At 38.1% G+C, this 20,950-nt stretch carries 21 protein-coding genes; 5 read left to right on the forward strand and 16 right to left on the reverse strand.

Annotated features, from left to right (window positions below; genetic code table 11):
• Positions 1 to 21: 21 nt before the first annotated feature.
• The 4 genes from lpdA to AC1PJP_RS16015 are packed head-to-tail and all read right to left on the reverse strand — an operon-like array spanning position 22 to position 4,965.
• Positions 22 to 1,425 (reverse strand): dihydrolipoyl dehydrogenase, encoded by a 1,404-nt coding sequence (lpdA, locus tag AC1PJP_RS16000; RefSeq protein ID WP_479767651.1) that lies wholly within the window; start codon positions 1,423 to 1,425, stop codon positions 22 to 24.
• 10 nt (positions 1,426 to 1,435) lie between these two features.
• Entirely contained in the window at positions 1,436 to 2,968 is a 1,533-nt protein-coding gene (locus AC1PJP_RS16005) for a 2-oxo acid dehydrogenase subunit E2 (protein WP_479767653.1), read from the reverse strand.
• 1 nt (position 2,969) lies between these two features.
• Positions 2,970 to 3,989: an alpha-ketoacid dehydrogenase subunit beta gene (locus AC1PJP_RS16010; protein ID WP_199942125.1), complete on the reverse strand. Its 1,020-nt coding sequence runs from the start codon at positions 3,987 to 3,989 to the stop codon at positions 2,970 to 2,972.
• A gap of 13 nt (positions 3,990 to 4,002) precedes the next feature.
• Positions 4,003 to 4,965, reverse strand: a complete 963-nt coding sequence (locus AC1PJP_RS16015; protein WP_199942126.1) for a thiamine pyrophosphate-dependent dehydrogenase E1 component subunit alpha — start codon at positions 4,963 to 4,965, stop codon at positions 4,003 to 4,005.
• A 362-nt stretch (positions 4,966 to 5,327) separates the two neighbouring features.
• Here AC1PJP_RS16015 and lipA point away from each other — a divergent pair, with 362 nt between their 5' ends.
• Together lipA and AC1PJP_RS16025 are read left to right on the forward strand one after the other, a co-directional pair.
• Entirely contained in the window at positions 5,328 to 6,314 is a 987-nt protein-coding gene (gene lipA / locus AC1PJP_RS16020) for a lipoyl synthase (protein ID WP_199942127.1), read from the forward strand.
• A 156-nt stretch (positions 6,315 to 6,470) separates the two neighbouring features.
• Complete coding sequence (locus tag AC1PJP_RS16025) at positions 6,471 to 7,610, forward strand: transcriptional regulator (RefSeq protein WP_144730428.1); 1,140 nt, start codon at positions 6,471 to 6,473, stop codon at positions 7,608 to 7,610.
• 50 nt (positions 7,611 to 7,660) lie between these two features.
• On the opposite strand, the gene AC1PJP_RS16030 is transcribed toward AC1PJP_RS16025, so the two are convergent.
• Positions 7,661 to 8,413, reverse strand: a complete 753-nt coding sequence (locus AC1PJP_RS16030; protein ID WP_049836577.1) for an iron-containing redox enzyme family protein — start codon at positions 8,411 to 8,413, stop codon at positions 7,661 to 7,663.
• 320 nt (positions 8,414 to 8,733) lie between these two features.
• On the opposite strand from AC1PJP_RS16030, the gene AC1PJP_RS16035 reads away from it, so the two are divergent.
• Positions 8,734 to 9,963, forward strand: a complete 1,230-nt coding sequence (locus tag AC1PJP_RS16035) for a GGDEF domain-containing protein (protein WP_005304984.1) — start codon at positions 8,734 to 8,736, stop codon at positions 9,961 to 9,963.
• A 240-nt stretch (positions 9,964 to 10,203) separates the two neighbouring features.
• Here the strand turns inward: AC1PJP_RS16035 and AC1PJP_RS16040 are convergent, their stop codons facing one another.
• The 8 genes from AC1PJP_RS16040 to AC1PJP_RS16075 form a co-directional block, all read right to left on the reverse strand.
• Positions 10,204 to 10,929, reverse strand: a complete 726-nt coding sequence (locus tag AC1PJP_RS16040) for a hypothetical protein (protein WP_004792533.1) — start codon at positions 10,927 to 10,929, stop codon at positions 10,204 to 10,206.
• A 330-nt stretch (positions 10,930 to 11,259) separates the two neighbouring features.
• Positions 11,260 to 12,351: a chorismate synthase gene (gene aroC, locus AC1PJP_RS16045; protein ID WP_416662208.1), complete on the reverse strand. Its 1,092-nt coding sequence runs from the start codon at positions 12,349 to 12,351 to the stop codon at positions 11,260 to 11,262.
• 12 nt (positions 12,352 to 12,363) lie between these two features.
• On the reverse strand, positions 12,364 to 13,368 hold the full coding sequence (gene prmB / locus AC1PJP_RS16050) for a 50S ribosomal protein L3 N(5)-glutamine methyltransferase (RefSeq protein WP_111853831.1): 1,005 nt from the start codon (positions 13,366 to 13,368) through the stop codon (positions 12,364 to 12,366).
• A 237-nt stretch (positions 13,369 to 13,605) separates the two neighbouring features.
• Positions 13,606 to 14,811: a tryptophan synthase subunit beta gene (gene trpB, locus AC1PJP_RS16055; RefSeq protein WP_479767657.1), complete on the reverse strand. Its 1,206-nt coding sequence runs from the start codon at positions 14,809 to 14,811 to the stop codon at positions 13,606 to 13,608.
• A gap of 37 nt (positions 14,812 to 14,848) precedes the next feature.
• On the reverse strand, positions 14,849 to 16,036 hold the full coding sequence (locus AC1PJP_RS16060) for a vWA domain-containing protein (RefSeq protein WP_004792541.1): 1,188 nt from the start codon (positions 16,034 to 16,036) through the stop codon (positions 14,849 to 14,851).
• Between the two features lie 15 nt (positions 16,037 to 16,051).
• Positions 16,052 to 16,903 carry an AAA family ATPase gene (locus AC1PJP_RS16065; RefSeq protein WP_479767659.1) on the reverse strand — a complete coding sequence of 284 codons (852 nt, stop codon included), beginning with the start codon at positions 16,901 to 16,903 and terminating at the stop codon, positions 16,052 to 16,054.
• A 29-nt stretch (positions 16,904 to 16,932) separates the two neighbouring features.
• Entirely contained in the window at positions 16,933 to 17,319 is a 387-nt protein-coding gene (locus tag AC1PJP_RS16070) for a hypothetical protein (protein ID WP_013198006.1), read from the reverse strand.
• Positions 17,312 to 17,617: a YcgL domain-containing protein gene (locus AC1PJP_RS16075; RefSeq protein ID WP_005304960.1), complete on the reverse strand. Its 306-nt coding sequence runs from the start codon at positions 17,615 to 17,617 to the stop codon at positions 17,312 to 17,314. Before AC1PJP_RS16075 ends, AC1PJP_RS16070 begins: the two co-directional genes overlap by 8 nt.
• A gap of 471 nt (positions 17,618 to 18,088) precedes the next feature.
• Here AC1PJP_RS16075 and AC1PJP_RS16080 point away from each other — a divergent pair, with 471 nt between their 5' ends.
• Positions 18,089 to 18,253: a hypothetical protein gene (locus AC1PJP_RS16080; RefSeq protein ID WP_479767661.1), complete on the forward strand. Its 165-nt coding sequence runs from the start codon at positions 18,089 to 18,091 to the stop codon at positions 18,251 to 18,253.
• 68 nt (positions 18,254 to 18,321) lie between these two features.
• Here AC1PJP_RS16080 and AC1PJP_RS16085 read toward each other — a convergent pair whose 3' ends face one another.
• From AC1PJP_RS16085 to AC1PJP_RS16095, 3 genes are all read right to left on the reverse strand, one after another.
• Positions 18,322 to 18,657 (reverse strand): hypothetical protein, encoded by a 336-nt coding sequence (locus AC1PJP_RS16085; protein WP_322901155.1) that lies wholly within the window; start codon positions 18,655 to 18,657, stop codon positions 18,322 to 18,324.
• A 179-nt stretch (positions 18,658 to 18,836) separates the two neighbouring features.
• Complete coding sequence (locus AC1PJP_RS16090; protein ID WP_005304955.1) at positions 18,837 to 19,103, reverse strand: hypothetical protein; 267 nt, start codon at positions 19,101 to 19,103, stop codon at positions 18,837 to 18,839.
• A gap of 97 nt (positions 19,104 to 19,200) precedes the next feature.
• Positions 19,201 to 20,052 carry a LysR family transcriptional regulator gene (locus AC1PJP_RS16095; protein ID WP_199942130.1) on the reverse strand — a complete coding sequence of 284 codons (852 nt, stop codon included), beginning with the start codon at positions 20,050 to 20,052 and terminating at the stop codon, positions 19,201 to 19,203.
• Positions 20,053 to 20,171: 119 nt separating this feature from the next.
• On the opposite strand from AC1PJP_RS16095, the gene AC1PJP_RS16100 reads away from it, so the two are divergent.
• Positions 20,172 to 20,852 carry an FMN-dependent NADH-azoreductase gene (locus AC1PJP_RS16100; RefSeq protein WP_479767663.1) on the forward strand — a complete coding sequence of 227 codons (681 nt, stop codon included), beginning with the start codon at positions 20,172 to 20,174 and terminating at the stop codon, positions 20,850 to 20,852.
• Positions 20,853 to 20,950: the final 98 nt, after the last annotated feature.

Genomic DNA, 20,950 nt, shown 5'->3' on the forward strand with positions numbered 1-20,950 from the left:
ACTCCTGTAAATGCAGAATTTCTACATATGAATCGCTCGTTGCATTGAAGCTAGAATGGATTCATGCATAGCTTCTGATAAGGTTGGATGCGGAAAAATCACCTGAGCTAAACTTTCATCAGTTGCTTCTAGGTATTTGGCAATAGCAAATCCTTGGATATGTTCGGTTACTTCATGGCCTACCATATGTGCACCAAGCAGTTCGCCCGTTTCTGCATGAATAATAGTTTTCACAAAACCTGACGCATCTCCAATTGCCAAAGCTTTGCCATTTGCAGTTAAAGAGAACTTTCCGATTCGTATAGGTAGATTCTGAGCTTTTGCTACGTTTTCAGTTAAACCAATACTCGCCATTTGTGGATGTGTAAAAATACAACCCGGTATCTGACTACGATCGAGTGAATGTACGTTTGCCACACCAGCAATTTTCTCGACACATATCATGGCTTCATGGCTTGCTTTATGGGCAAGACACGGTGCTCCAGCAACATCCCCAATGGCATAAAGCCCTGCTACATTGGTTTTACAATAGTCATCAATTGCCACAAAACCTTGTGGATTGAGTTCCACACCTAAACGTTCTAGTCCTAACCCCGTAGTATTAGGCTGTACACCAATTGCCGAAAGCACACGGTCAAAAACAAGCGTTTGAATGTCATTTGCTGTTTCAATCACACAGTGAACTTGATCATTTTCAATTTGAATACTTTGAACGACAGCATCGGTTAAGATTTTCATTCCTTTTTGTTCAAATTGCTTTCTGACAAATTGAGCAACTTCCGCATCTTCGGTTGGTAAAATCTGCTTGGCTAAATCAATAAGCGTGACCTGACACCCCAAGTCTTGATAAAGGCTAGCAAACTCACTACCAATTGCACCTGAGCCCACAACCAGTAAGCTTTTTGGTAATTGCTCTGGTACAAGCGCTTCTTTATAGCTCCAGACATATGTTCCATCGACAGGAAGCTGAGGAACATGTCGAGCTTTAGCTCCAGTTGCCAAAATGATATGCGGTGCACTCAAAGCCTGACTATTACCTTGAGCATCGGTCACTTCAAGTTTTTCTTTAGCCGTAAGTTGAGCACGGCCATTAAACACTGTCACCTGATTCTTCTTCAGCAAGTAATCGATGCCTTGTACTAACTGAGCTGAAACTTGTCGGCTATGCTGCACAAGCTTTTGTATATCAAAATCGAGTTGGGATACCTGAAAACCAAACTGTCCTGCATGTTTAAACTGAGTTGCAAGCTCTGCCCCTGCAAGCAAAGCTTTAGTTGGAATACAGCCCCAATTTAGACAAATTCCGCCTAAATGTTGCTCTTCTACAATTGCGGTTTTTAACCCGAGCTGGGCTGCACGAATTGCAGCCACATACCCACCCGGTCCCGCGCCAATCACAATTAAATCAAATTGAGTTTCTGACATGCGGGTTCTCCTACACCAAAATTAAAGCAGGGTTTTCAACAAACTGCTTAAAGCTGGCCAAGAATTTCGCCCCAACTGCACCATCAATGACTCGGTGATCGCATGACAATGTCGCTGTAACAATCTCACGAACCACTACATTGCCATTTTCAACAACAGCGCGAGATTCAGAAGCACCTAATGCCATAATTGCACCTTGCGGTGGATTAATAATGGCATCGAACTGTTTAATGCCTAACATTCCTAAATTTGAAATGCTAAAGCTGCCGCCCTGAAACTCATCAGGTTGTAACTTGCCAGTCTTGGCACGCGTTGCCAAATCACGCATGTCATCGGAAATCTGTGCTAAAGACTTCTGATTTGCTGCTTTTACAATGGGTGTAATTAAACCGTTTGGAATAGCCACGGCCACCGAAATATCCGCTTGGGAGAACTGTAAAATTGATTGAGTGGCCTCATCAAATTGAACATTCACCTCCGGCACTTTAATCAGAGCCGCAGCTGCTGCTTTAATTAGCATGTCATTAATCGAAAGTTTCACTTGTGGAACAGTCTCATTAATCTGTTTACGTAAATTTTGCAGAGCCTCTACGTTTAGATCGACCACTAAGCGGAAATGCGGTGCATTACGTTTTGCAGCCTGTAGCCGTGAAGCAATCGCTTTACGCATACCATTCATCGCCACAGTCGTAATTGTCGATTGTGGTTGAGCTGCACATTGAGCAGATTGTTCATTTACCGACTTTGGGTTATTACGATAGTAAACCGCTTCAACATCTTCTTTACAGACACGGCCACGAGTACCTGAAACACGGCAGTCATTTAGGTTAATGCCCCATTGTTTTGCTAAACGGCGTGCTACAGGTGTCGCTGAAACTCGGCTATCATCAGCAGTAGATTTAACCACTTTAGCCTGAGTTTGCTGCTTAACATCAGGCCACTGACCTCCAGCTGCTTGTACAGCTTTCTGGATGTCTTGAACACTAATGCGTCCTTCACGACCAGAACCTGTGACTTTCGCTAAGTTTACATTGTGCTTTTCTGCAAGCTTTAACGCATGCGGTGTGGCAAACAAATCAACAGATGTTTGATAGCCTTGCAATGACTCCGGTACAGCATAGTCACCTTTAGCTACTACCTTTGCAGGAGCTGAAGCAGTCTGTGGCTGTTCTGCTTTTTCAGCAATAGGTGCAGGTGCAAATGTTTCCGATTTACTTTGTTCCGAAGGTGCTTCGGGGGCCTTAGCTGCTGAACCACCTACTGATGCGATAAACTTTTCAATTTCTGCATCAGAAATTTCACTATCAGCACATACCGCAATAAGACCACCAACAGGTAAAGTATCACCGTCTTTTGCTAAAATTTTACGGAGTGTTCCAGCAAAAGGCGCTTCTAATACATTGACGATTTTTGTGGTTTCAATTTCACAAATTTCATCGCCTTTATTAAAGCTATCGCCTTCTTTAATCAACCATTGGGCAATCGTGCCTTCTTCCATGGATAATCCCCATTTCGGGATCTCCAGCGTTTTAATTTCGCTCATCCTAAGCCTCCAATGTTTTTCGCACAGCTTGCTCAATACGCTCTACACTTGGAATCCATTCTTTTTCTAAAACTGGAGAGAATGGGACAGGCGTATGTGGTGGCGTTACGAGTTCAACAGGTGCTTTCAAATAGTGGAAACCTTTTTGCGCGATCAGTGCAGCCACATCATGACCAAAGCCACAGCGTGCTGCTGATTCATCCACAATAACCACACGCCCAGTCGATGCAACAGACTCTAAAATTCCTTCTTCATCCAGAGGGGAAATTGTGCGAGGGTCTACGACTTCAACCGAAATACCATCTTTTGCCAGTTTGTCTGCAACCTCATTGGCACGGTGTACCATCAGGCCTAAAGCAATAATGGTCACGTCTGTCCCTTCACGGGTGTAATTTGCTACACCAAAAGGAATGGTATAGGCATCATCTGGAACTTCACCTTTAATGTCGTAGAGCATTTTATGTTCACAGAACACCACAGGGTCGTCATCACGAATAGCCTGAATTAATAGCCCTTTCACATCATATGGGCTAGATGGAACCACAACTTTTAAACCCGGAACCGCGGCAAATACGTTATATGGTGACTGAGAATGCTGAGCTGCCGCAGAAAAACCTGCGCCAATCATGCCACGTACAACCATTGGTGCTTTTGCTTTCCCGCCAAACATATAACGGAATTTAGCGGCTTGGTTATAGAGCATGTCATGACACACGCCATAGAAATCCATAAACATTAAATCGGCAACAGGACGTAAACCTGTAGCCGCAGCACCAGCGGCCATACCAATAATTGCAGATTCGGTAATTGGCGTATCAATCACACGTTCCGAACCAAATTCTGTCCATAAACCTTTGGTTACGCCGAGTACCCCACCAAAACCTTCTAACTGGTTGTCTTCAGTGTTTTTACCGCCGTGTCCACCGCGAACATCTTCACCAACAACAAATACGGTTGGGTCGCGGCGCATTTCTGATTCAACGGCTTCTTTAATTGCATTACGAAAACTTTTATTTGGCATCTTTACTATTCCTTTAGTAAGAGACATAGACGTCAGTAAGGAGTTGTTCTGGTTGTGGGTATGCCGCAGCACGAGCTTTTGCAACGGCGTCATCAACATTTGCCTTTGAAGCTGCATCAATCTCGTCTAGCTTAGTTTCATCAATTTTGCCTTTAACTTTCTCTCGGAAAATTTTCAAAGGATCTTTATTTTCTTTGATGAACTCGACTTCTTCTTTAGAACGAATCAAGCCAGGGTCCCCTTCGAAATGGCCATAAAAACGGTTTGTAATGGTTTCAATCACGCTTGGACCTTCACCACGGCGCGCGCGGTCAATGGCAGTTTGAGCAGCTTCATAAACGGCAAAGAAGTCTGTACCATCAACTTTAACCGCTGGTAAACCAAAACCTGCTGCACGACCAGCAATGTCTTTGCTTCCTACTGCGTAATCATGACCAGTTCCTTCACCAAAACCGTTATTTTCGAAAACAAAAATAACTGGAAGTTTAAGAACAACCGCCATGTTCATTGCTTCAAAAGTAAGACCTTGGTTTGAACCGCCGTCACCTGTAAAAGATAGTCCGACGCCACCAGTCTTTAAGGTTTTCGCTGTCAACGCTGCACCAATTGCTAAAGGAGGCCCACCACCCACAATCCCGTTGGCACCGAGCATACCCTTATCTAAATCGGCAATATGCATAGAACCGCCTTTTCCACGGCATAGTCCGTCATCTTTACCGAAGATTTCCAGCATCATGGCGTGAATGTCACAGCCTTTTGCAATACAGTGACCATGTCCACGATGGGTTGAAGTGATATAGTCTTTGTCTGTTAGGTTTTCACAAATCCCGACTGCTACAGCTTCTTCTCCGCTATATAAGTGAATAAAGCCTGGAATATCACCATTGGTATTTTCTTCATGAAGTCGATCCTCAAATTCACGAATATCACGCATGCGTTTATATGCTGCGAGTAATTGCTCTTCCGTTAATTGCATATCCTTTTCCTTTATTATCTTGATTATTAAAAATCAACCAAGTTTCAGCGAGAGTTATATATTCCGCCATAAATAATAAAGCTCAATTTAATTTAATATGCTATTAGACTAAAAAGTTTTAAATGGTTTTTATGGCTATTATTTTTTATTTTTCAAAAACTTGTACAGCAAAAATAAAATTAAAAAATTTTAATACATTTCATTAGCTTGCAAAACAAACCTTTAACCAACCTTTATTAATTTATAATATTAGCTGTGTACTATGCTCATTAATAAAATCCATGTCCTTTATTTAAGTTACAAGGATTTTTATTATATAGAGTCTAGTTAAAAATTATTTAATATAAAATGGAATTTTATATATGGACTTAAAAAGACAAATAGAAGCTGGTATTAAATTAAGAGGAGCGGATAAAGTTGCTCGCATTCCGATTAAAATTTTACCTACAGAAGAGTTACCGACTAAACCTGATTGGATTAGAGCCAAAATAACCGATTTTGAAGAAATTAAACGCATAAAAAATTTGCTGCGCCAACAGAAGTTACATAGTGTTTGCGAAGAAGCAGCATGCCCCAATTTACCTGAATGTTTTGGTGGAGGTACGGCAACATTTATGATTATGGGAGATATCTGTACTAGACGTTGCCCTTTCTGCGATGTAGCACATGGTCGCCCAAAACCTTTAGATGAAGATGAACCTAAACATTTGGCGGAAACGGTCGCAAATCTAAACTTAAAGTATGTTGTGATTACCTCTGTAGACCGTGATGATCTACACGATGGTGGCGCTGCACATTTTGTAAAGTGCATTGAAGAAATCCGAAAAAGCTGCCCAGAAACTTTGATTGAGATTTTAGTACCAGATTTTCGCGGTCGTTTAGAGACAGCGCTTTCGACTTTGAGCTTATCTCCTCCAGATGTGTTTAATCATAATATTGAAACAGTTCCGCGTTTATATAAAGCGATGCGCCCTGGCTCAGACTATCAACATTCACTAGAGTTACTTAAACGCTTTAAAGCATATTGTCCCGATATCAAAACCAAGTCTGGCCTGATGGTTGGATTAGGAGAAATTGAAGCAGAAGTACTTGCTCTACTGAACGACTTAAAAGATTATCAGGTAGACCTTATTACTATTGGACAATACTTACAGCCATCAAAGTCACATGCACCTATTCATCGGTTTGTAAATTTACAAGAATTTGAAAGATACACGCGACACGGTAAACGATTAGGTTTTAAAAATATTTGGAGTGCTCCTATGGTCCGCTCTAGCTACTTTGCTGATCGACAATATTTTGGAGAAGAAGTACCAAAGCCTTTCAGCCGACAAGATGTCTTATCTTAACGACCAGGCAATTAACAAAACTTATCCAATAGAATAATGGTCAAGGCTTATAAAATTATTTATGGTAAGGAGATAACTAGGAAATAGTCAAAATAAGAAAGTTATAACGGTTGAGCGGCTACGGATACGCCATTTCAATGATAAAGGAATTTCGATATGGATATGTCAAAACAATTATCATCACCTTTTTTAGATACCACGCCGTCATTATTCCGGCCAGAAAAGTCATCTCATTCTCAACAATTAGGAAAAAAACCACCAGTTGACCTCGAAGCGGCTCCGTTATTTGACCTAACCGAAGAATGGGAGCATTCGTTGTTTGGTCGTTCGATTCACGAATGTCATCGGAATCTAATGCATATTGCCGAAGATGCCGATATGGCAATTGGTGTGACCGACCCACATGGTACTTTACTTTGGACATGGAGTAGTACACCGATGCGCTCATCGGCAGAGCAAGTTCATTTTGTTGAAGGTGGCCAGTGGTCAACTCAAGCGGTGGGACAAAATGCGATTGGTTTAGCCTTAAATACTCATTCAGCTAACTGCGTTTACTCACACGAAAACCAAATGAATAGTGTAAGAGATTGGGTCTGCTATGCGGCACCAATTACCGATACAAATACAGGCCAATTTTATGGCATTATGAATTTGTCGACCAAATATCAAAAACATAATTCTCTGGGGCTTTTAGCTGTTGAAAGATGCGCTGATATTGTGAAGCAAGCAATTCAGCTTCATCAGAAAAATATTTTATATATTAAGGCCTTTGGTACTCCTAAAGTTCAATATAACCAACACAGTCTTACATTGACTCAACGCCAGATTGAAATTCTGTGCATTCTAACCCTTTGTCCTGAGGGAATTAATCTTGAAGAACTTCACTATGCTTTATATGGCGATCGACCAGTTAGTACCACCACCTTAAAAGCAGAACTTTCTCAACTTAGAAACCTAATCCCCGATGTTATCGAGTCTCGACCTTATAAACTTAACTGTGAAATTCAATGTGATTTTTTAATGGCAGAGCAAGCATTAAACCTAGGCTTCACATCGACTACTCTTACTCTCTATAGAGGAAGTTTTTTAGCTAAATCAGAAAGCCCATTTTTGTGTGCATGGCGAGATTGCTTTGATGCTCGCTTGAGTCATGTGATTTATCAGATTGAAGATGTTGATCAACTATTACGAGTGGTCAGTCGTGTGCCAGATCGTGTAGATGCTGTTGAACGTTTACTTGAATTATTACCAGAAGACACACCTTATCGAACTAAACTTTTAAAATTACTCGAATAAAATAAAAGGGAGAATATCGTATAGATATTCTCCCTTTTATTGAGGCAAGATCAAGCAGAAGCTTGAAGCTGCACCCGATAACAATCATCTAAGGCTAATTCATAATAACGCAGCCCTTCTTCAGCAGCATGAAATGCTTTTTGCTGCCAGTCAGGACGATCATTACATAACCGCTTAATCAGCTCCATGGCTTCATAAGGATGAAGATCATCATAATGCGCATGTGCACGCAACCAAGCCAAAGAACGTTTATCAATCGTTACTTCAGGATGATCAGTGTATGCATGAATACCCTTATAGACCTGAATAGACCAGTCTCCAGTTGCCCATTCAATTGCCAGATTTGTTGCAGCAAGGCACTCTGCCAAATTACCACGATGACTCATATTCCATAAGAAATGGTTTACTGCATTCATCGCAGCTGGTGGCCGCACACTATCAAGCTTTTCTACAGTTAAACCAAAACCTCCAGCCCAATCGCGATACCATTTTAAGTGCCGCTCTTCGACCTTAATATTTTGGATTAACCAATCTCGTGCTTCTGTAACGCCAGGTTCAGAAAACCCTGTTGCTTTGCCTAACGCCCCAGCCATATATGACGGGAAATGCGCGACTAATGGATAGAAATTAAGTAAAGCATAACGGAAACTATTTAGGCTCAATCCCCCATTGGCCATTTCCGAAAAAAACGGATGTTTACTTACCCGTTCTTTCGCTGGTAGCAGGTCATCCCAGAACTGCTGTGACCATCCATTATGCGGTGTAATTTCTAAATGCATTCCATATTGATTTAGAGCAGTCATTGCTAATTTTCCTATTTATATGACAGCAATCATCTGTATTTCACGCTATAAGTCTATCCGAAAATGATAAAGATACAATCGTTAATCGACCATTTGTAACTTTTTTCGATGGATTGCGACGCTTTAGATAATTGTTACGCTAATCATTGAAATGTCGTGATTTTTATCACATTTAACTCAGATAAAAATCATTACTTTTTTAAAAAATCTGTATTATTATTTTGAATAAATCACACATTATATAATCAATATTTTTAGATGGAACTTTACTAAAAATAAGTCTCATTTTATGACAACTTCCAATATAGAGAGCATTAATTATGAAGTTGCAGGGTTCCAATATATTGGGACAGGAACAAATAGATTTATTAACCACACGAGGATTAAATTTCGTATGGTTTCCAAAGCAGCTTGAAACGATTTATCGTTTTCAATACCAAAACGGTGCTGCCTATGAGTTCCGCTATAGAGCGCCTATTATTTTAATATTATATATATTTTTAAGCTTTGGTATATATCAAGTATTGCCAACTGAACAAGTTTTACCCTGGTTTAGCTATTATTCTTGGGTGGGTGTAATTATTTTCCTTGCCTGGATTTTATCGTTTATTAAAAAATTAAATCAGTATTTTGATTATTATGTAGGAATTGGCTCAGCTTTAGCAGTAGCAATTACTTTTATTTTAATTAACGTTATAGAAAATGGCCAAGAGAACGTTCTTTTTCATGCAGCGATGATGTATGCAATTGTAATTATCTATGGTGCAGTAGGTATGCGTTTTTATACCGCCATATTTGCTGGATGGGTTGGAGGACTTGTTGGCATTTTGGTAAGTAACTACTTAAATGGAGTGATCGACTGGACTTTCTTGAACCGAACTTACACCTTCAGTAGCTTCTTGGGAATGACCCTTGCCTATGCAACTGACCGCCAACATCGAGAAAACTACTTACAAAACTGCATGATCGAGCTGAATCGCATTGAACTGATGCAGCAAGCACAGCAATTATCTTTGCTTTCCCAGCAAGATGCACTCACCGGTTTAGCCAATCGACGCTATCTAGATGAAACACTGGATAACGAATGGCGCCGTGCTTTACGACATGAAACACCCCTTACCATCATGATGGTCGATATCGACTATTTTAAAGCCTACAACGACACTTTAGGACATCTAAAGGGTGATGAATGCTTAAAAGAAATCGCTATTGCTATTTCCTCTATTGCTGCACGCAGTGGTGATTTAGTTGCTCGTTATGGTGGCGAAGAATTTTTACTGTTATTTCCAATGACAAATTCTCAGCAAGCCTTGATTCAGGTTGAACGTTTAATGAATGCTATTGATAAAATTGCAATTAAACACCCATGTAGTGATGTTTCACCACAAGTCACTATTAGTGTTGGAGTGGCAACCACGATTCCACGCCTAAACGATTCAATTTCTGCTTTCGTAGCACGCGCTGACCATGCTTTGTATAAGGCAAAAACGAATGGGCGTAATCAATATAAGATTGCTGTAAACGAAGAACAAATTGTAGATTTAACTTAAAAAGTCTGACTTCCATTTGAAATGACTCAATATAAATAATTAGCTTTTCCATCCGTGGCAAAGCTAAAAATAATTTAGAATCAGTACATATGAAAATCTCTTTTATTTAAGTTTAAACCATTTGTTAAAATAGCGTATATAAACTTAATAAATTTAGCGACTTTCAATTAATCGACATTCTGTTTTATATAATAAAAATTACAGGCTTCAGTCAATATAATGTAGAAAAATTCCACTTCATTAGAACCCTCTCTTCAGTTTCTTCCAAAATTTAATTAAAAAATAAAAAAATGAATTTTGTTCTATTCTCTGCGGCACAGTAGAAATGGTTTCAGCCGAAAATGGTAAAATCGAAACAATATTTTCATGTATAGTTTCATAATTTGGATAAGCTTCTTTTTTTATTATTTCTATAATTTTTTGTATTTCATCAAGGGATAAATTCAGAAACCTCTTAATTTCTTGAGCTGTTTTTGACTCAATAGATAATAAAGCACAAACTCTAGTAACATTAACAATCTGCTCTGCATGAATGTTTTTAAAGTTTGGATAACAAACAAGTTTATAAAGAATCTTTGTCTCCAAATGATCTTTAGAAACGATATTCTCATTATTTGTTATACGTTCTTGATGACTAATTTTAAAATATTCATTCTTCTCAATATCTTGTAAAATATTGAGAAGCTCCTGATACCTTATAGGTCTCTTCAAACCATATTGGTAGCCTTTTAAAAGTTCAGGATTATTACTTAATACGATCTTAATTTTTTTTGGAATAAGTATATTGGTGTAACCGCTATCTAAATCAATAATATGTATGTCTGGATTGTCTTCACTGTATATCCAATTCCCTAAAAGATGAGATGACAAAGATAAGTCATGAATAACTTTTATCATTGCCTCTAAATTTTTAGGCAATAGCCTATCCTTTGACATACAGCCAATTCTATATGTGCATTGATTCATTGATATTTCCCCAATTTCAATGATGACTTTGAAAATTCTTTGTTTAAAGTAATAAAAATTTAAATATGTAGTAAGCTTATATAAAAGCAATTTGATTAAATTAACTTTAATTGATAAATATAAAAATCTGGTGTAGTAAAAATTAACAATATTTAATTGCTGATTTTACAGATGAATATATTCAAAAATAAATCGCAGAATATTATATTTATATAAACATTATAAGACAAGATAATAATTTAAAATTTAATCAAACTTCAGTGTAATAAAAACTTAAAACCCCATATTTAAATTAAATACGGGGTCTTAAGTACTAATCAAAAAATATGATTAAGGTTCAATTGGAGCAAATGGCGGAATAACATCTGCATTTTGAGCACGATGGCGTAGGAAGTGATCCATTAAAACAATCGCTAGCATTGCTTCTGCAATCGGTGTTGCACGTACACCTACGCATGGATCATGACGGCCTTTAGTCAACACATCTGTATCTTCACGATTTAAATTAATCGTTTTACCTGGCGTTGTAATGCTTGCTGTTGGTTTTAGTGCAATAGCAACTCGAATGGATTGACCACTTGAGATACCACCCAAAATCCCACCAGCATGATTCGCTAAAAAGCCATTACTGGTCAATTCATCACGTGTTTCATGACCAAACTGTCCAGCAACTGCAAAACCATCACCAATTTCTACCCCTTTAACCGCATTAATACTCATCATCGCATGAGCAATATCAGCATCTAAACGGTCAAAAACAGGTTCACCCCAGCCTACAGGAACTTTTTCAGCTAAAATTTCTAGCTTCGCGCCACAGCTTGTTCCCTGTTCACGCAAAGAAGTCACCAAAGCTTCAAAACGTGAAACAGCGTCTACATCGCCACAGAAAAATGGATTATTCGGAACTTCATTCCAATCCAGTTTTTCGGCAACTTCATTGCCAATTTGAGTAACATGACCACGGATCAAGATGCCAAATTTTTCTGCCAAATATTTTTTAGCAATTGCACCCGCTGCAACACGCATAGCAGTTTCACGAGCACTTGAACGGCCACCGCCACGATAGTCACGAAAACCGTATTTTTGCGTATATGTATAGTCGGCATGGCCAGGTCTAAAAGTTTGGGCAATATTACCGTAATCTTTTGATTTCTGATCAGTATTCTCAATCAATAAACCAATTGGCGTGCCTGTCGTTTTACCTTCAAAAACACCTGAAATGATTTTAACCTGATCTGGCTCTTTACGTTGAGTCGCAAATTTAGAAGTTCCCGGTTTACGACGGTCAAGATCTTTTTGCAAGTCTTCTTCAGTTAGCTCAAGGTCTGGTGGCACACCATCAACAATTGCCATTAAGCCAACGCCATGAGACTCACCACAAGTGGTTACACGAAAGAGTTGTCCAATACTATTCCCTGCCATATGCCCAACTCCTTATATTTGCTCTTCAAATAGTTTTCTATAACGGCGACATTGTTCAGCAGTCAAGGCAAAAATACCTGAACCACCTTTTTGGAAAGTGAGCCAGTTGAAATCAATCGTATTAAAGTTCTGACGCATCGACCATTCAGAATTACCTACTTCAATGACAATAAGACCATCTTCAGTTAAGTAATCTGCCGCTTGTGCAAGCATTTTACGAACTAAATCTAAACCATCTTGGCCTGCTGCCAATGCAAGTTCAGGTTCATGTAAAAACTCTTCTGGTAAGTCAGCCATATCTTCAGCATCAACGTATGGCGGATTACTTACAATCAAATCATACTGATTTTCAGCTGGAATCTTGGCAAACAAGTCAGATTCAAGTAATGCAACTTGGTATTGCTTATTGTGGTGTTCAGTATTAATTGAAGCAACTTCTAAAGCTTCTTTAGAAATGTCAGTTGCATCTATTTCAGCGTCTGGATATGCATAAGCCAAAGCAACCGCAATACAACCAGAACCTGTACACATATCTAAGATACGTTGTGGAGTTTTAGGTTTTGCATTTTCTGGCAAATTATTGAGAGCTTCACGCATTTGACCATTTTCATCTAAACAATATGGTGCAAAACGTTGCTCAATTAATTCTGCAATTGGTGAACGTGGAATGAGTACACGCTCATCTACATAGAATGGCTTATTAAAGAAATAAGCAAGATTTAATAAATAAGATGTTGGAATACGGTCATTGATACGACGTTCCAATAAGCTTAAAAATTCTGCTTTTTCGCTTGGTAATAACTTCGCATCTAGAATTTCTGCGTCTGCTGACCATTCAAGAGATAAGGTTTGTAAAACTAATGCAGAGCTTTCTGCAAAATAATCTTCAGTACCTTGTCCTAAATGTGCATCATGTTGACGTAATGCTGATACCCCAAAACGAATAAAATCTCGAATTGTTGATAAATTTTCAGCCGCTTCCTGTAAATGTTCAGGGCTAATCGTCGGTCGCTCCACTTAGGCGTCTCCAAAGGCAAATTTTGCAAAGTGACTATTCTACTGAGTGAGGTACAGCAAAGCAACGCTTTGCCTTGTGAACAGGAGTTTTACATGCCTATCTCTAACAATCACAGATTAAAATCAGAATACTTTGTTTTAATTAAGAAATAATGAACTTTATAAGTAGCGTTAGATGTAGTCTTTGAAATAAAAAAGCGGTCTTTAAATACTGACCGCTTTTCGAGTTTAGTCGGCTTAAAGCTTAAGCTTTTCGGCAACATAATCAGAATCTTTATCTCCACGGCCCGATAGATTCACCACAATCATGATTTCTTTCGGCAGTTTTGGTGCTTCTCGAATGGCCCATGCGACAGCGTGTGAGCTTTCCAGCGCTGGAACAATGCCTTCAACACGAGAAAGTGTCATAAAAGCATCTAAACATTCTTGATCAGTTGCAGTGCTATATTCAACACGACCTAAATCTTTTAAAAAACTGTGTTGTGGCCCAACACCCGGATAGTCTAGTCCTGAAGCAATAGAATGCACAGGTAAAGGTTCACCCGCGTCATTTTCAAGCACATAACACGCCATACCATGAATTTGACTTGGCTTACCTAAAGTTAGCGTTGCCGAATGCATATTGCTTTCTAAACCATGTCCAGCTGGCTCAACCCCAACAAGTTTTACGTCTGAGTCATTTAAAAATGCAGTAAATGCACCTATTGCATTTGAACCACCACCTACACAAGCCACAACATAATCGGGATTTTTTCCAAATCGCTGATGCGTTTGATCTTTAATTTCATTACCAATAATAGATTGAAAATCTCGAACCATTTTAGGAAATGGATGTGGACCCACAACAGAACCAATGGCATATATAAAGTTTTTAGGATCTTTTAAATATTCTTCAAATGCACTATCTACAGCATCTTTTAATGTTGCTGTACCACGTGTAACTGCCACCAAATGAGCACCCAAAATTTTCATTTTGACCACATTTGGATGTTCTTTTTCGATATCGACTTGACCCATGTGAATTTCACAGGGAATTCCTACTAATGCACAAGCGGTTGCCAAAGCGACCCCATGCTGACCAGCACCTGTTTCAGCAATAACTTTCTTTTTGCCCATATATTTAGCAAGTAAAGCTTCACCTAAGCAGTGATTAATTTTGTGGGCGCCCGTGTGGTTCAAATCTTCACGTTTTAAGTAAATTTGTGCGCCACCTAACTGTTCAGACAAACGCTTCGCATGAAATAACGGACTTGGACGGCCTACATAATTCGTAAAGAGGTCTGATAGTTCATTTTGAAATTCAGCTGTATGGCGAATTTCTTCATAGGCAACATTAATTTCATCCATTGCTTCTTTTAAATGTGGAGGAATGAATTGTCCGCCATATTCACCAAAAAATCCTTGTTCATTCGGCAAAGCAATACCGTTAATTTGATGTTGCATATCATCCCTCTTTTTAAAATTATTAAAGTTATTAAGCTTATCGAGAAAGGTAACGCGTTAAATCCTCAATGCCTTTTAGTGTCATTGGATACATATGATTTTCAAAAATCTCTTTGATCCAACCAATGGTTTGAGTGTAATGCCAATACCCTTCTGTTTCAGGGTTTAGCCACGCTGTTTTATCAAAATGTTGACGTAGGCGACGTAACCAAACCTCACCTGTTTCATCATTCATATATTCAACCGAGCCACCCACCGATTTCAACTCATACGGTGCCATACTGGCATCACCCACTACAATTACACGATAGTCGCGTCCATAGGTGTGAAACAGATCCCATGTGTTCATACGGGTTGCTGTTCTTCGGTAGTTATCTTTCCAGACATAGTCATAGAGACAATTATGGAAATAGAAATATTCGAGTGTCTTAAACTCACTTTTAGCAGCACTAAAGAGTTTTTCACATTGAGCAATATGAGCATCCATCGAACCGCCCACATCGAACAACATCAGCACTTTTATTCGGTTTCGACGCTCAGGTACCATTTGAACATCTAAAATACCTTGCTTGGCTGTTTCACGGATTGTACCGTCAACGTCCAACTCTTCAGCTGCACCTTGGCGCGCAAATTTACGTAAGCGTCGTAAAGCAATTTGCATTTGGCGAGTACCAAGAACTTGGTCATCATCTAGATTTTGATATTTACGCTGTTCCCAGACTTTAACTGCCGAACGTTTACGCCCTGGTCCACCAATTCTGACACCTTCTGGATGATCTCCAAAAGCCCCAAAAGGTGAAGTACCACCAGTACCCACCATGCGGTTACCACCCTGATGTTTTTTATGCTGTTCGCGTAACCGCTCTTCCAGCATTTTCATCAGTTCTTCTAAAGAACCTGCTTTTTGGAGTTCTGCCCGTTGTTCAGGAGTTAAATGCTTTTCTAGAAGTTCTAAATCAAACCAGTCTTTTGGCAACTTATGAACTTGCTTGAGTAACTCGTCCAGATCAAAGGTTTCAATGCCGTCAAAATAATCTTTCATGGCACGATCGAACTTGTCAAAAAAGCGCTCATCTTTAACTAAAATTGTTTTAGCAAGTTGATAGAACTCTTCTTGATCAGCAAAAACTAAGCCTTCACTCACAGCACGGTTTAAGTCAATGAGTTCACGAGTTGTAACTGGAACACCGTATTTACGTAAGGTGTAAAATAACCGCACAAACATGGGTTATTCCCTCCTTTAACGTCGAGACATGAAAGCCAAACGTTCGAGGAGTTGCACATCCTGCTCGTTTTTGATCAGCGCACCATATAAAGGTGGAATCGCTTTTGATGTATCTCGATTGCGTAATACATCCTCTGGCATATCATCTGCCAGGAGTAAGCTTAACCAATCAATTAACTCAGAGGTTGATGGTGGTTTCTTCAAATTAGGAATTTCACGTAGTTTAAAGAAAACCTGTAAAGCTTCGTTTACTAGTGTTGCAGAGATATTTGGGAAATGAACCGCAATGATTTCTCGCATTGTAGCTTCATCTGGAAACTCAATGTAATGAAAGAAACAACGACGCAAGAAAGCATCTGGTAATTCTTTTTCATTATTCGAAGTAATAATTACGATTGGGCGTTGTGTTGCCGTAATTGTTTCATTGGTTTCATAAACATAAAAAGACATTTTATCGAGTTCATGCAGCAAGTCATTTGGAAACTCGATATCGGCTTTGTCAATTTCATCAATTAACAAAACACAACGCTCTTCACTCGTGAAAGCTTCCCACAGTTTACCGGGTTTAATATAGTTCTTAATATCGTAAACTCGATCATCACCTAACTGGCTGTCTCGTAAACGAGAAACCGCATCATATTCATACAACCCTTGCTGCGCTTTGGTTGTCGATTTGATATGCCAAGTGATCAGTTTTAAACCCAAACTTTGTGCTACTTGTTCAGCAAGCAAAGTTTTACCCGTGCCAGGTTCACCCTTAATTAGTAAAGGCTTTTGTAAAGCACGAGCTGCTTTTACAGCGAGCTTAAGACTATCAGTCGCGATATATTGATCTGTACCGGTAAAATGTTGGGTATCAGCAGACATGTAAAGACCTTATTTTTCTATTTCAATGGTTAGATGGAACGCATGCTTTTGTTTGTTGAATATTTTGACCAACAATAGCCAACAACCAAACCTAGACCAACTACAAACAGAATTAAAGATAAATTTGACCAAATTAGAGGGCTATCTTTAGTTAAAACACCAAATAGTAGTCCAAAAATAGCAGGTGCTACCGATGCATTTGGTCCTTCAGACACTGTTGGGGTAACTAAAATAGCAAATACAATAAGCCAGCTAATTGCACCAAAAGTTGTAGGAAGGCGACGCATTAATCGCCACCAACACCATAAAGCAATAATAGCGCCTATTCCGTAAGCTGTTAAAGCAATAACACCTTCAGGAACAACATCCAAAAAAGAGAATAATTGATTCATTATTCCAGTTTGATCTTCACGCACCACGTAAGCCCTCTGGTTCAACCGCATTTGGGTTAATTAACCCTTCTGGTGGCATCTGAATAAAGAAACCTTTTGTTTGTAATGAGTCTAAAACATGTAAAACATTAGCACGCGCCAATTTACGTGTTGGAGCTAATTCTAAATGCATGACAAACGTTGCACGACCAAACGCTTGTAAAACAGCTTCAGGAACATTTTCAAACGGATCAGCTTGTTCCGCATCGTCAGGATAGTTTGGACGAGCAATATACATGTACATTTCATCTTTTTTGCTCGATCTATAAATATCACAGTGCATTTCAAATCAACTCTTGAACTAAGGACAGCATACATGAAAAAAAACGACTCACACACGCAGGTTTGTTTACGCATCAGTCGTTTTTTTAATTCTTGGGAAATATTAACCTACAACATTGATTAAGGTCGATAATAACTTTGTTCCAGATAAAAACTGGCTTTCACAACAAATTAATAAATATTTGATTTTAAACACCAAACCTAATTTTCAACTTTAATAAAATAAAAACAATTTTTAGGAAAAAAGAAAAAATGTTCGTTACTGAGTACTTTTTGTGATCTATTTTTAATACTTGCACACATTAATACTATGAAATTTATGATATTAAAGTAAGGTATTACCTTTTTAAATTCACATTTAAGTAAAACTTCTAAGCACTTAATACACATTGGGAGACATTACTTAACTGGTTTAAATTCTCAGCATGTTTAAATATTAAGTATCTTAATCATAGATATGGAGGATGAACCTATGCCTCGCGGTGATAAAACAGCTTACACAGCAAAGCAAAAACGTCAGGCTAAATATATTGTTGAGAGTGAAGTGGATAGAGGTCATTCTCAAGAAGAAGCTGAACGAATTGCATGGTCTACTGTCAATAAACAAGATGGTGGCGGTAAGAAAAAGTCTCACTAAAACAAATATTAAATACTTCTTTAGCTTGGGCTAAAGAAGTATTTTCATCAAAAATAAATTAATAGTGTTTAGAAAACTCGAGAGCTCTTTATATAGTCATCACTTACTTGATTTAAGGCATTCAAAATAGCACTATCATTTTGACTTAATAAGGCTTCATTTAAACATTCCATGTAGTCTATAAGCTTAGACTTAGAAGTGTTGGCAAATTCAGAAGTTACAGCTTCATCTTCATATAAGATCACGTAGCTACGCGCAAAACCATAGATTAAATAGACGGCTGCTTTTTCTTTTGTATTTTGAGGTTCTTTAAGAGACTGTTCACAAGCATTTTTTAACTCTTTAAATGCGTCTGTACCAGTAGATTGATTTTTGAAAGATAAAAGTATTGTTTGGAAGTTCATATCCATATTCCACTCAAAAAGTAAAGCTACAGAAGAAGATGGAAGCTGTCAAATAATATCCTGATTAATATAAATTTAATTGTAAATAAATTTATATTTACTCTCCCTAGCTTACGAAAAAACATGCAACAAAGAACCACCCTTGTTTTAAGGATGGTTTGGTTAAAACGCAGCAATAATTAGAAGCTTATTTCAATTGTGATGGTGGTGCCGGAATGTTCAATATCAGTTGAGACATTAAACCCTCTGTTTTTAAGCTCCTCTTCAACCAGAGTAAGATGATCAGGGCTTATAGCATCAACAGGAAACCAAAAAGTTGCTTTTCGCTTCCCTTCCTTAGATTCAGACTCAGTACCAGTTAAAATTTTTTCCAATATGACGTCTTGATTTATTTTAAAGTTTTTAGCATTTTGACGAGCTTGTTCAGCATTAAAGTTGTTAAGCATATTTATCTCTCTAATTATTAATTTATCTAAGTTTATAGCATAAAAAGGCTATATGAGTTTTAGTGTTGTGTAGTTAAAACCAATCAAATATATAAGTTTATTGGTTGAATAAACTTTCTACCCATTCAATAAATTTTCTCGCATTTCTATTTTTAAAATCTTCCTTATTTGGAATGTAGTAACACAGTTCTGATTGAATGGGTTTGGTTTTAAACTCCTGTAAAAGATTCGCCTTAACGAACCTATGGGTAAGTGTAGCAGAACAAAAAACTAATCCATTGGCAGATAAAGCCTCATGTATGCCAAAAATTTCCTGATCAAATTTCTTAATTATCACCCTCTCCTTTTTCCATCCATTCACTTCAAGCCATGTGTCTAATGGTGGACTTGGTAATGCTTTATTTTTCCATTCAGTGGTGAATAACGTTATTGGCTCACTAGCATCTTTGGTCAGAGCAAGTTTAGATGCACCAAATACATTAAAAGACTCATATTTAAGGACATCTTTAGAAGGTACTGAAGATACATCACCATATCGAATAGGCAATGTATATAAGTGACTTTCTAAAGCTTCGCCTGTAGAGAATTCAACTGAGATATCGGGGTGCAATTGATAAAATTCATTTATTGAAGGAATTAACAGCATTGCAGCGAGTGAAGACGTACTAGCCACTCTCACTACATTTCCATTTACTGTTATTTCATCTAATGCATCTTCAATTTTACGAAACCCTTCAGAAATTGCCCCAGCAAGTCTCTCTCCCGTGGTTGTAAGCGTTATTTTTCTTACTTGTCGATGAAATAAATCAACATTTAATCTGCTTTCTAAATTAGTAATATGATGTGAAATCGCAGTTGGTGTTAGCGAAAGTTCTTCAGCAGCCAATTTAAAACTCCCCAATCGAGCGGCTGATTCAAATGCCTTAAGTGCTTGCAAAGAGACTTGCATGCTTTCTCCAAAGTTATATTTATAGGTGATCTAAACTCATCTATAAATGTAATTTTCTCGTTTGTCTACTTATCTTTTAAAACTCAAAATAAATTAAACCTTAACTTTTTTTGGAATTTATGATGAGTAAAATATTACATATAGATGCTAGTGTAAGAGCTGCGATTAACCCCAATCCAAACCATAATTCGATTTCTAAAAATATTGCCAGCCGATTGGTCAGCTCATGGAAAAAGCAACTGGCTATAGATGAGTATATCTATCGTGATGTAGGAATGAATCCGCCACCATTTATTACTCAAGACTGGATTGATGCTGTATTCACACCTGAAAATAAAAGAACTCAAGCTCAATGTGATGTTTTATCTATATCGGATCAGTTAATAGCAGAAGTTTCGAGTTCAGATATCATTTTAATTTCTTCCCCTATGTACAATTATGGTATGCCAGCTCAACTTAAAGCATGGTTCGACCAAATTATTCGGATTAATAAAACATTTGATTTTGATCTTGCTCGTGGCGACTTTCCTTTACAACCTCTTCTATCTGGAAAAATTTTAATCATTATCACCTCTAGTGGAGAGTTTGGTTTTGAGAAAGATGGCATCCGCCATCATATGAATCATCTCATGCCTCACCTTCGCACACTCAGCAAATATTTAGGGGTAGAGAAAATTTATGAAATTGCTTCAGAATATCAAGAGTTTGGAGATGCACGACATCTAAAATCATTAGAAAATGCTTTTCAAAAAGCAGAGAAACTCGTAGCTGAACTTTCCGCTTCATATACAGAAAGTTAGTAAAATATGAATCCTTAAATTTTTCAAATTTAATAACCTACTGACTTTTTAACTGAATTGTATGATTAAAAATAAAAAGCCAACCCATTTGGGTTGGC

This window comes from Acinetobacter sp. V116_7, from assembly GCF_056735735.1.

Coding starts and splice junctions, on each gene's coding strand:
- lpdA (WP_479767651.1), bottom strand. CDS start 1,425: ATGTCAGAAACTCAATTTGATTTAATTGTGATTGGCGCGGGACCGGGT.
- AC1PJP_RS16005 (WP_479767653.1), bottom strand. CDS start 2,968: ATGAGCGAAATTAAAACGCTGGAGATCCCGAAATGGGGATTATCCATG.
- AC1PJP_RS16010 (WP_199942125.1), bottom strand. CDS start 3,989: ATGCCAAATAAAAGTTTTCGTAATGCAATTAAAGAAGCCGTTGAATCA.
- AC1PJP_RS16015 (WP_199942126.1), bottom strand. CDS start 4,965: ATGCAATTAACGGAAGAGCAATTACTCGCAGCATATAAACGCATGCGT.
- lipA (WP_199942127.1), top strand. CDS start 5,328: ATGGACTTAAAAAGACAAATAGAAGCTGGTATTAAATTAAGAGGAGCG.
- AC1PJP_RS16025 (WP_144730428.1), top strand. CDS start 6,471: ATGGATATGTCAAAACAATTATCATCACCTTTTTTAGATACCACGCCG.
- AC1PJP_RS16030 (WP_049836577.1), bottom strand. CDS start 8,413: ATGACTGCTCTAAATCAATATGGAATGCATTTAGAAATTACACCGCAT.
- AC1PJP_RS16035 (WP_005304984.1), top strand. CDS start 8,734: ATGAAGTTGCAGGGTTCCAATATATTGGGACAGGAACAAATAGATTTA.
- AC1PJP_RS16040 (WP_004792533.1), bottom strand. CDS start 10,929: ATGAATCAATGCACATATAGAATTGGCTGTATGTCAAAGGATAGGCTA.
- aroC (WP_416662208.1), bottom strand. CDS start 12,351: ATGGCAGGGAATAGTATTGGACAACTCTTTCGTGTAACCACTTGTGGT.
- trpB (WP_479767657.1), bottom strand. CDS start 14,811: ATGCAACATCAAATTAACGGTATTGCTTTGCCGAATGAACAAGGATTT.
- AC1PJP_RS16060 (WP_004792541.1), bottom strand. CDS start 16,036: ATGTTTGTGCGGTTATTTTACACCTTACGTAAATACGGTGTTCCAGTT.
- AC1PJP_RS16065 (WP_479767659.1), bottom strand. CDS start 16,903: ATGTCTGCTGATACCCAACATTTTACCGGTACAGATCAATATATCGCG.
- AC1PJP_RS16075 (WP_005304960.1), bottom strand. CDS start 17,617: ATGCACTGTGATATTTATAGATCGAGCAAAAAAGATGAAATGTACATG.
- AC1PJP_RS16080 (WP_479767661.1), top strand. CDS start 18,089: ATGCCTCGCGGTGATAAAACAGCTTACACAGCAAAGCAAAAACGTCAG.
- AC1PJP_RS16085 (WP_322901155.1), bottom strand. CDS start 18,657: ATGAACTTCCAAACAATACTTTTATCTTTCAAAAATCAATCTACTGGT.
- AC1PJP_RS16090 (WP_005304955.1), bottom strand. CDS start 19,103: ATGCTTAACAACTTTAATGCTGAACAAGCTCGTCAAAATGCTAAAAAC.
- AC1PJP_RS16095 (WP_199942130.1), bottom strand. CDS start 20,052: ATGCAAGTCTCTTTGCAAGCACTTAAGGCATTTGAATCAGCCGCTCGA.
- AC1PJP_RS16100 (WP_479767663.1), top strand. CDS start 20,172: ATGATGAGTAAAATATTACATATAGATGCTAGTGTAAGAGCTGCGATT.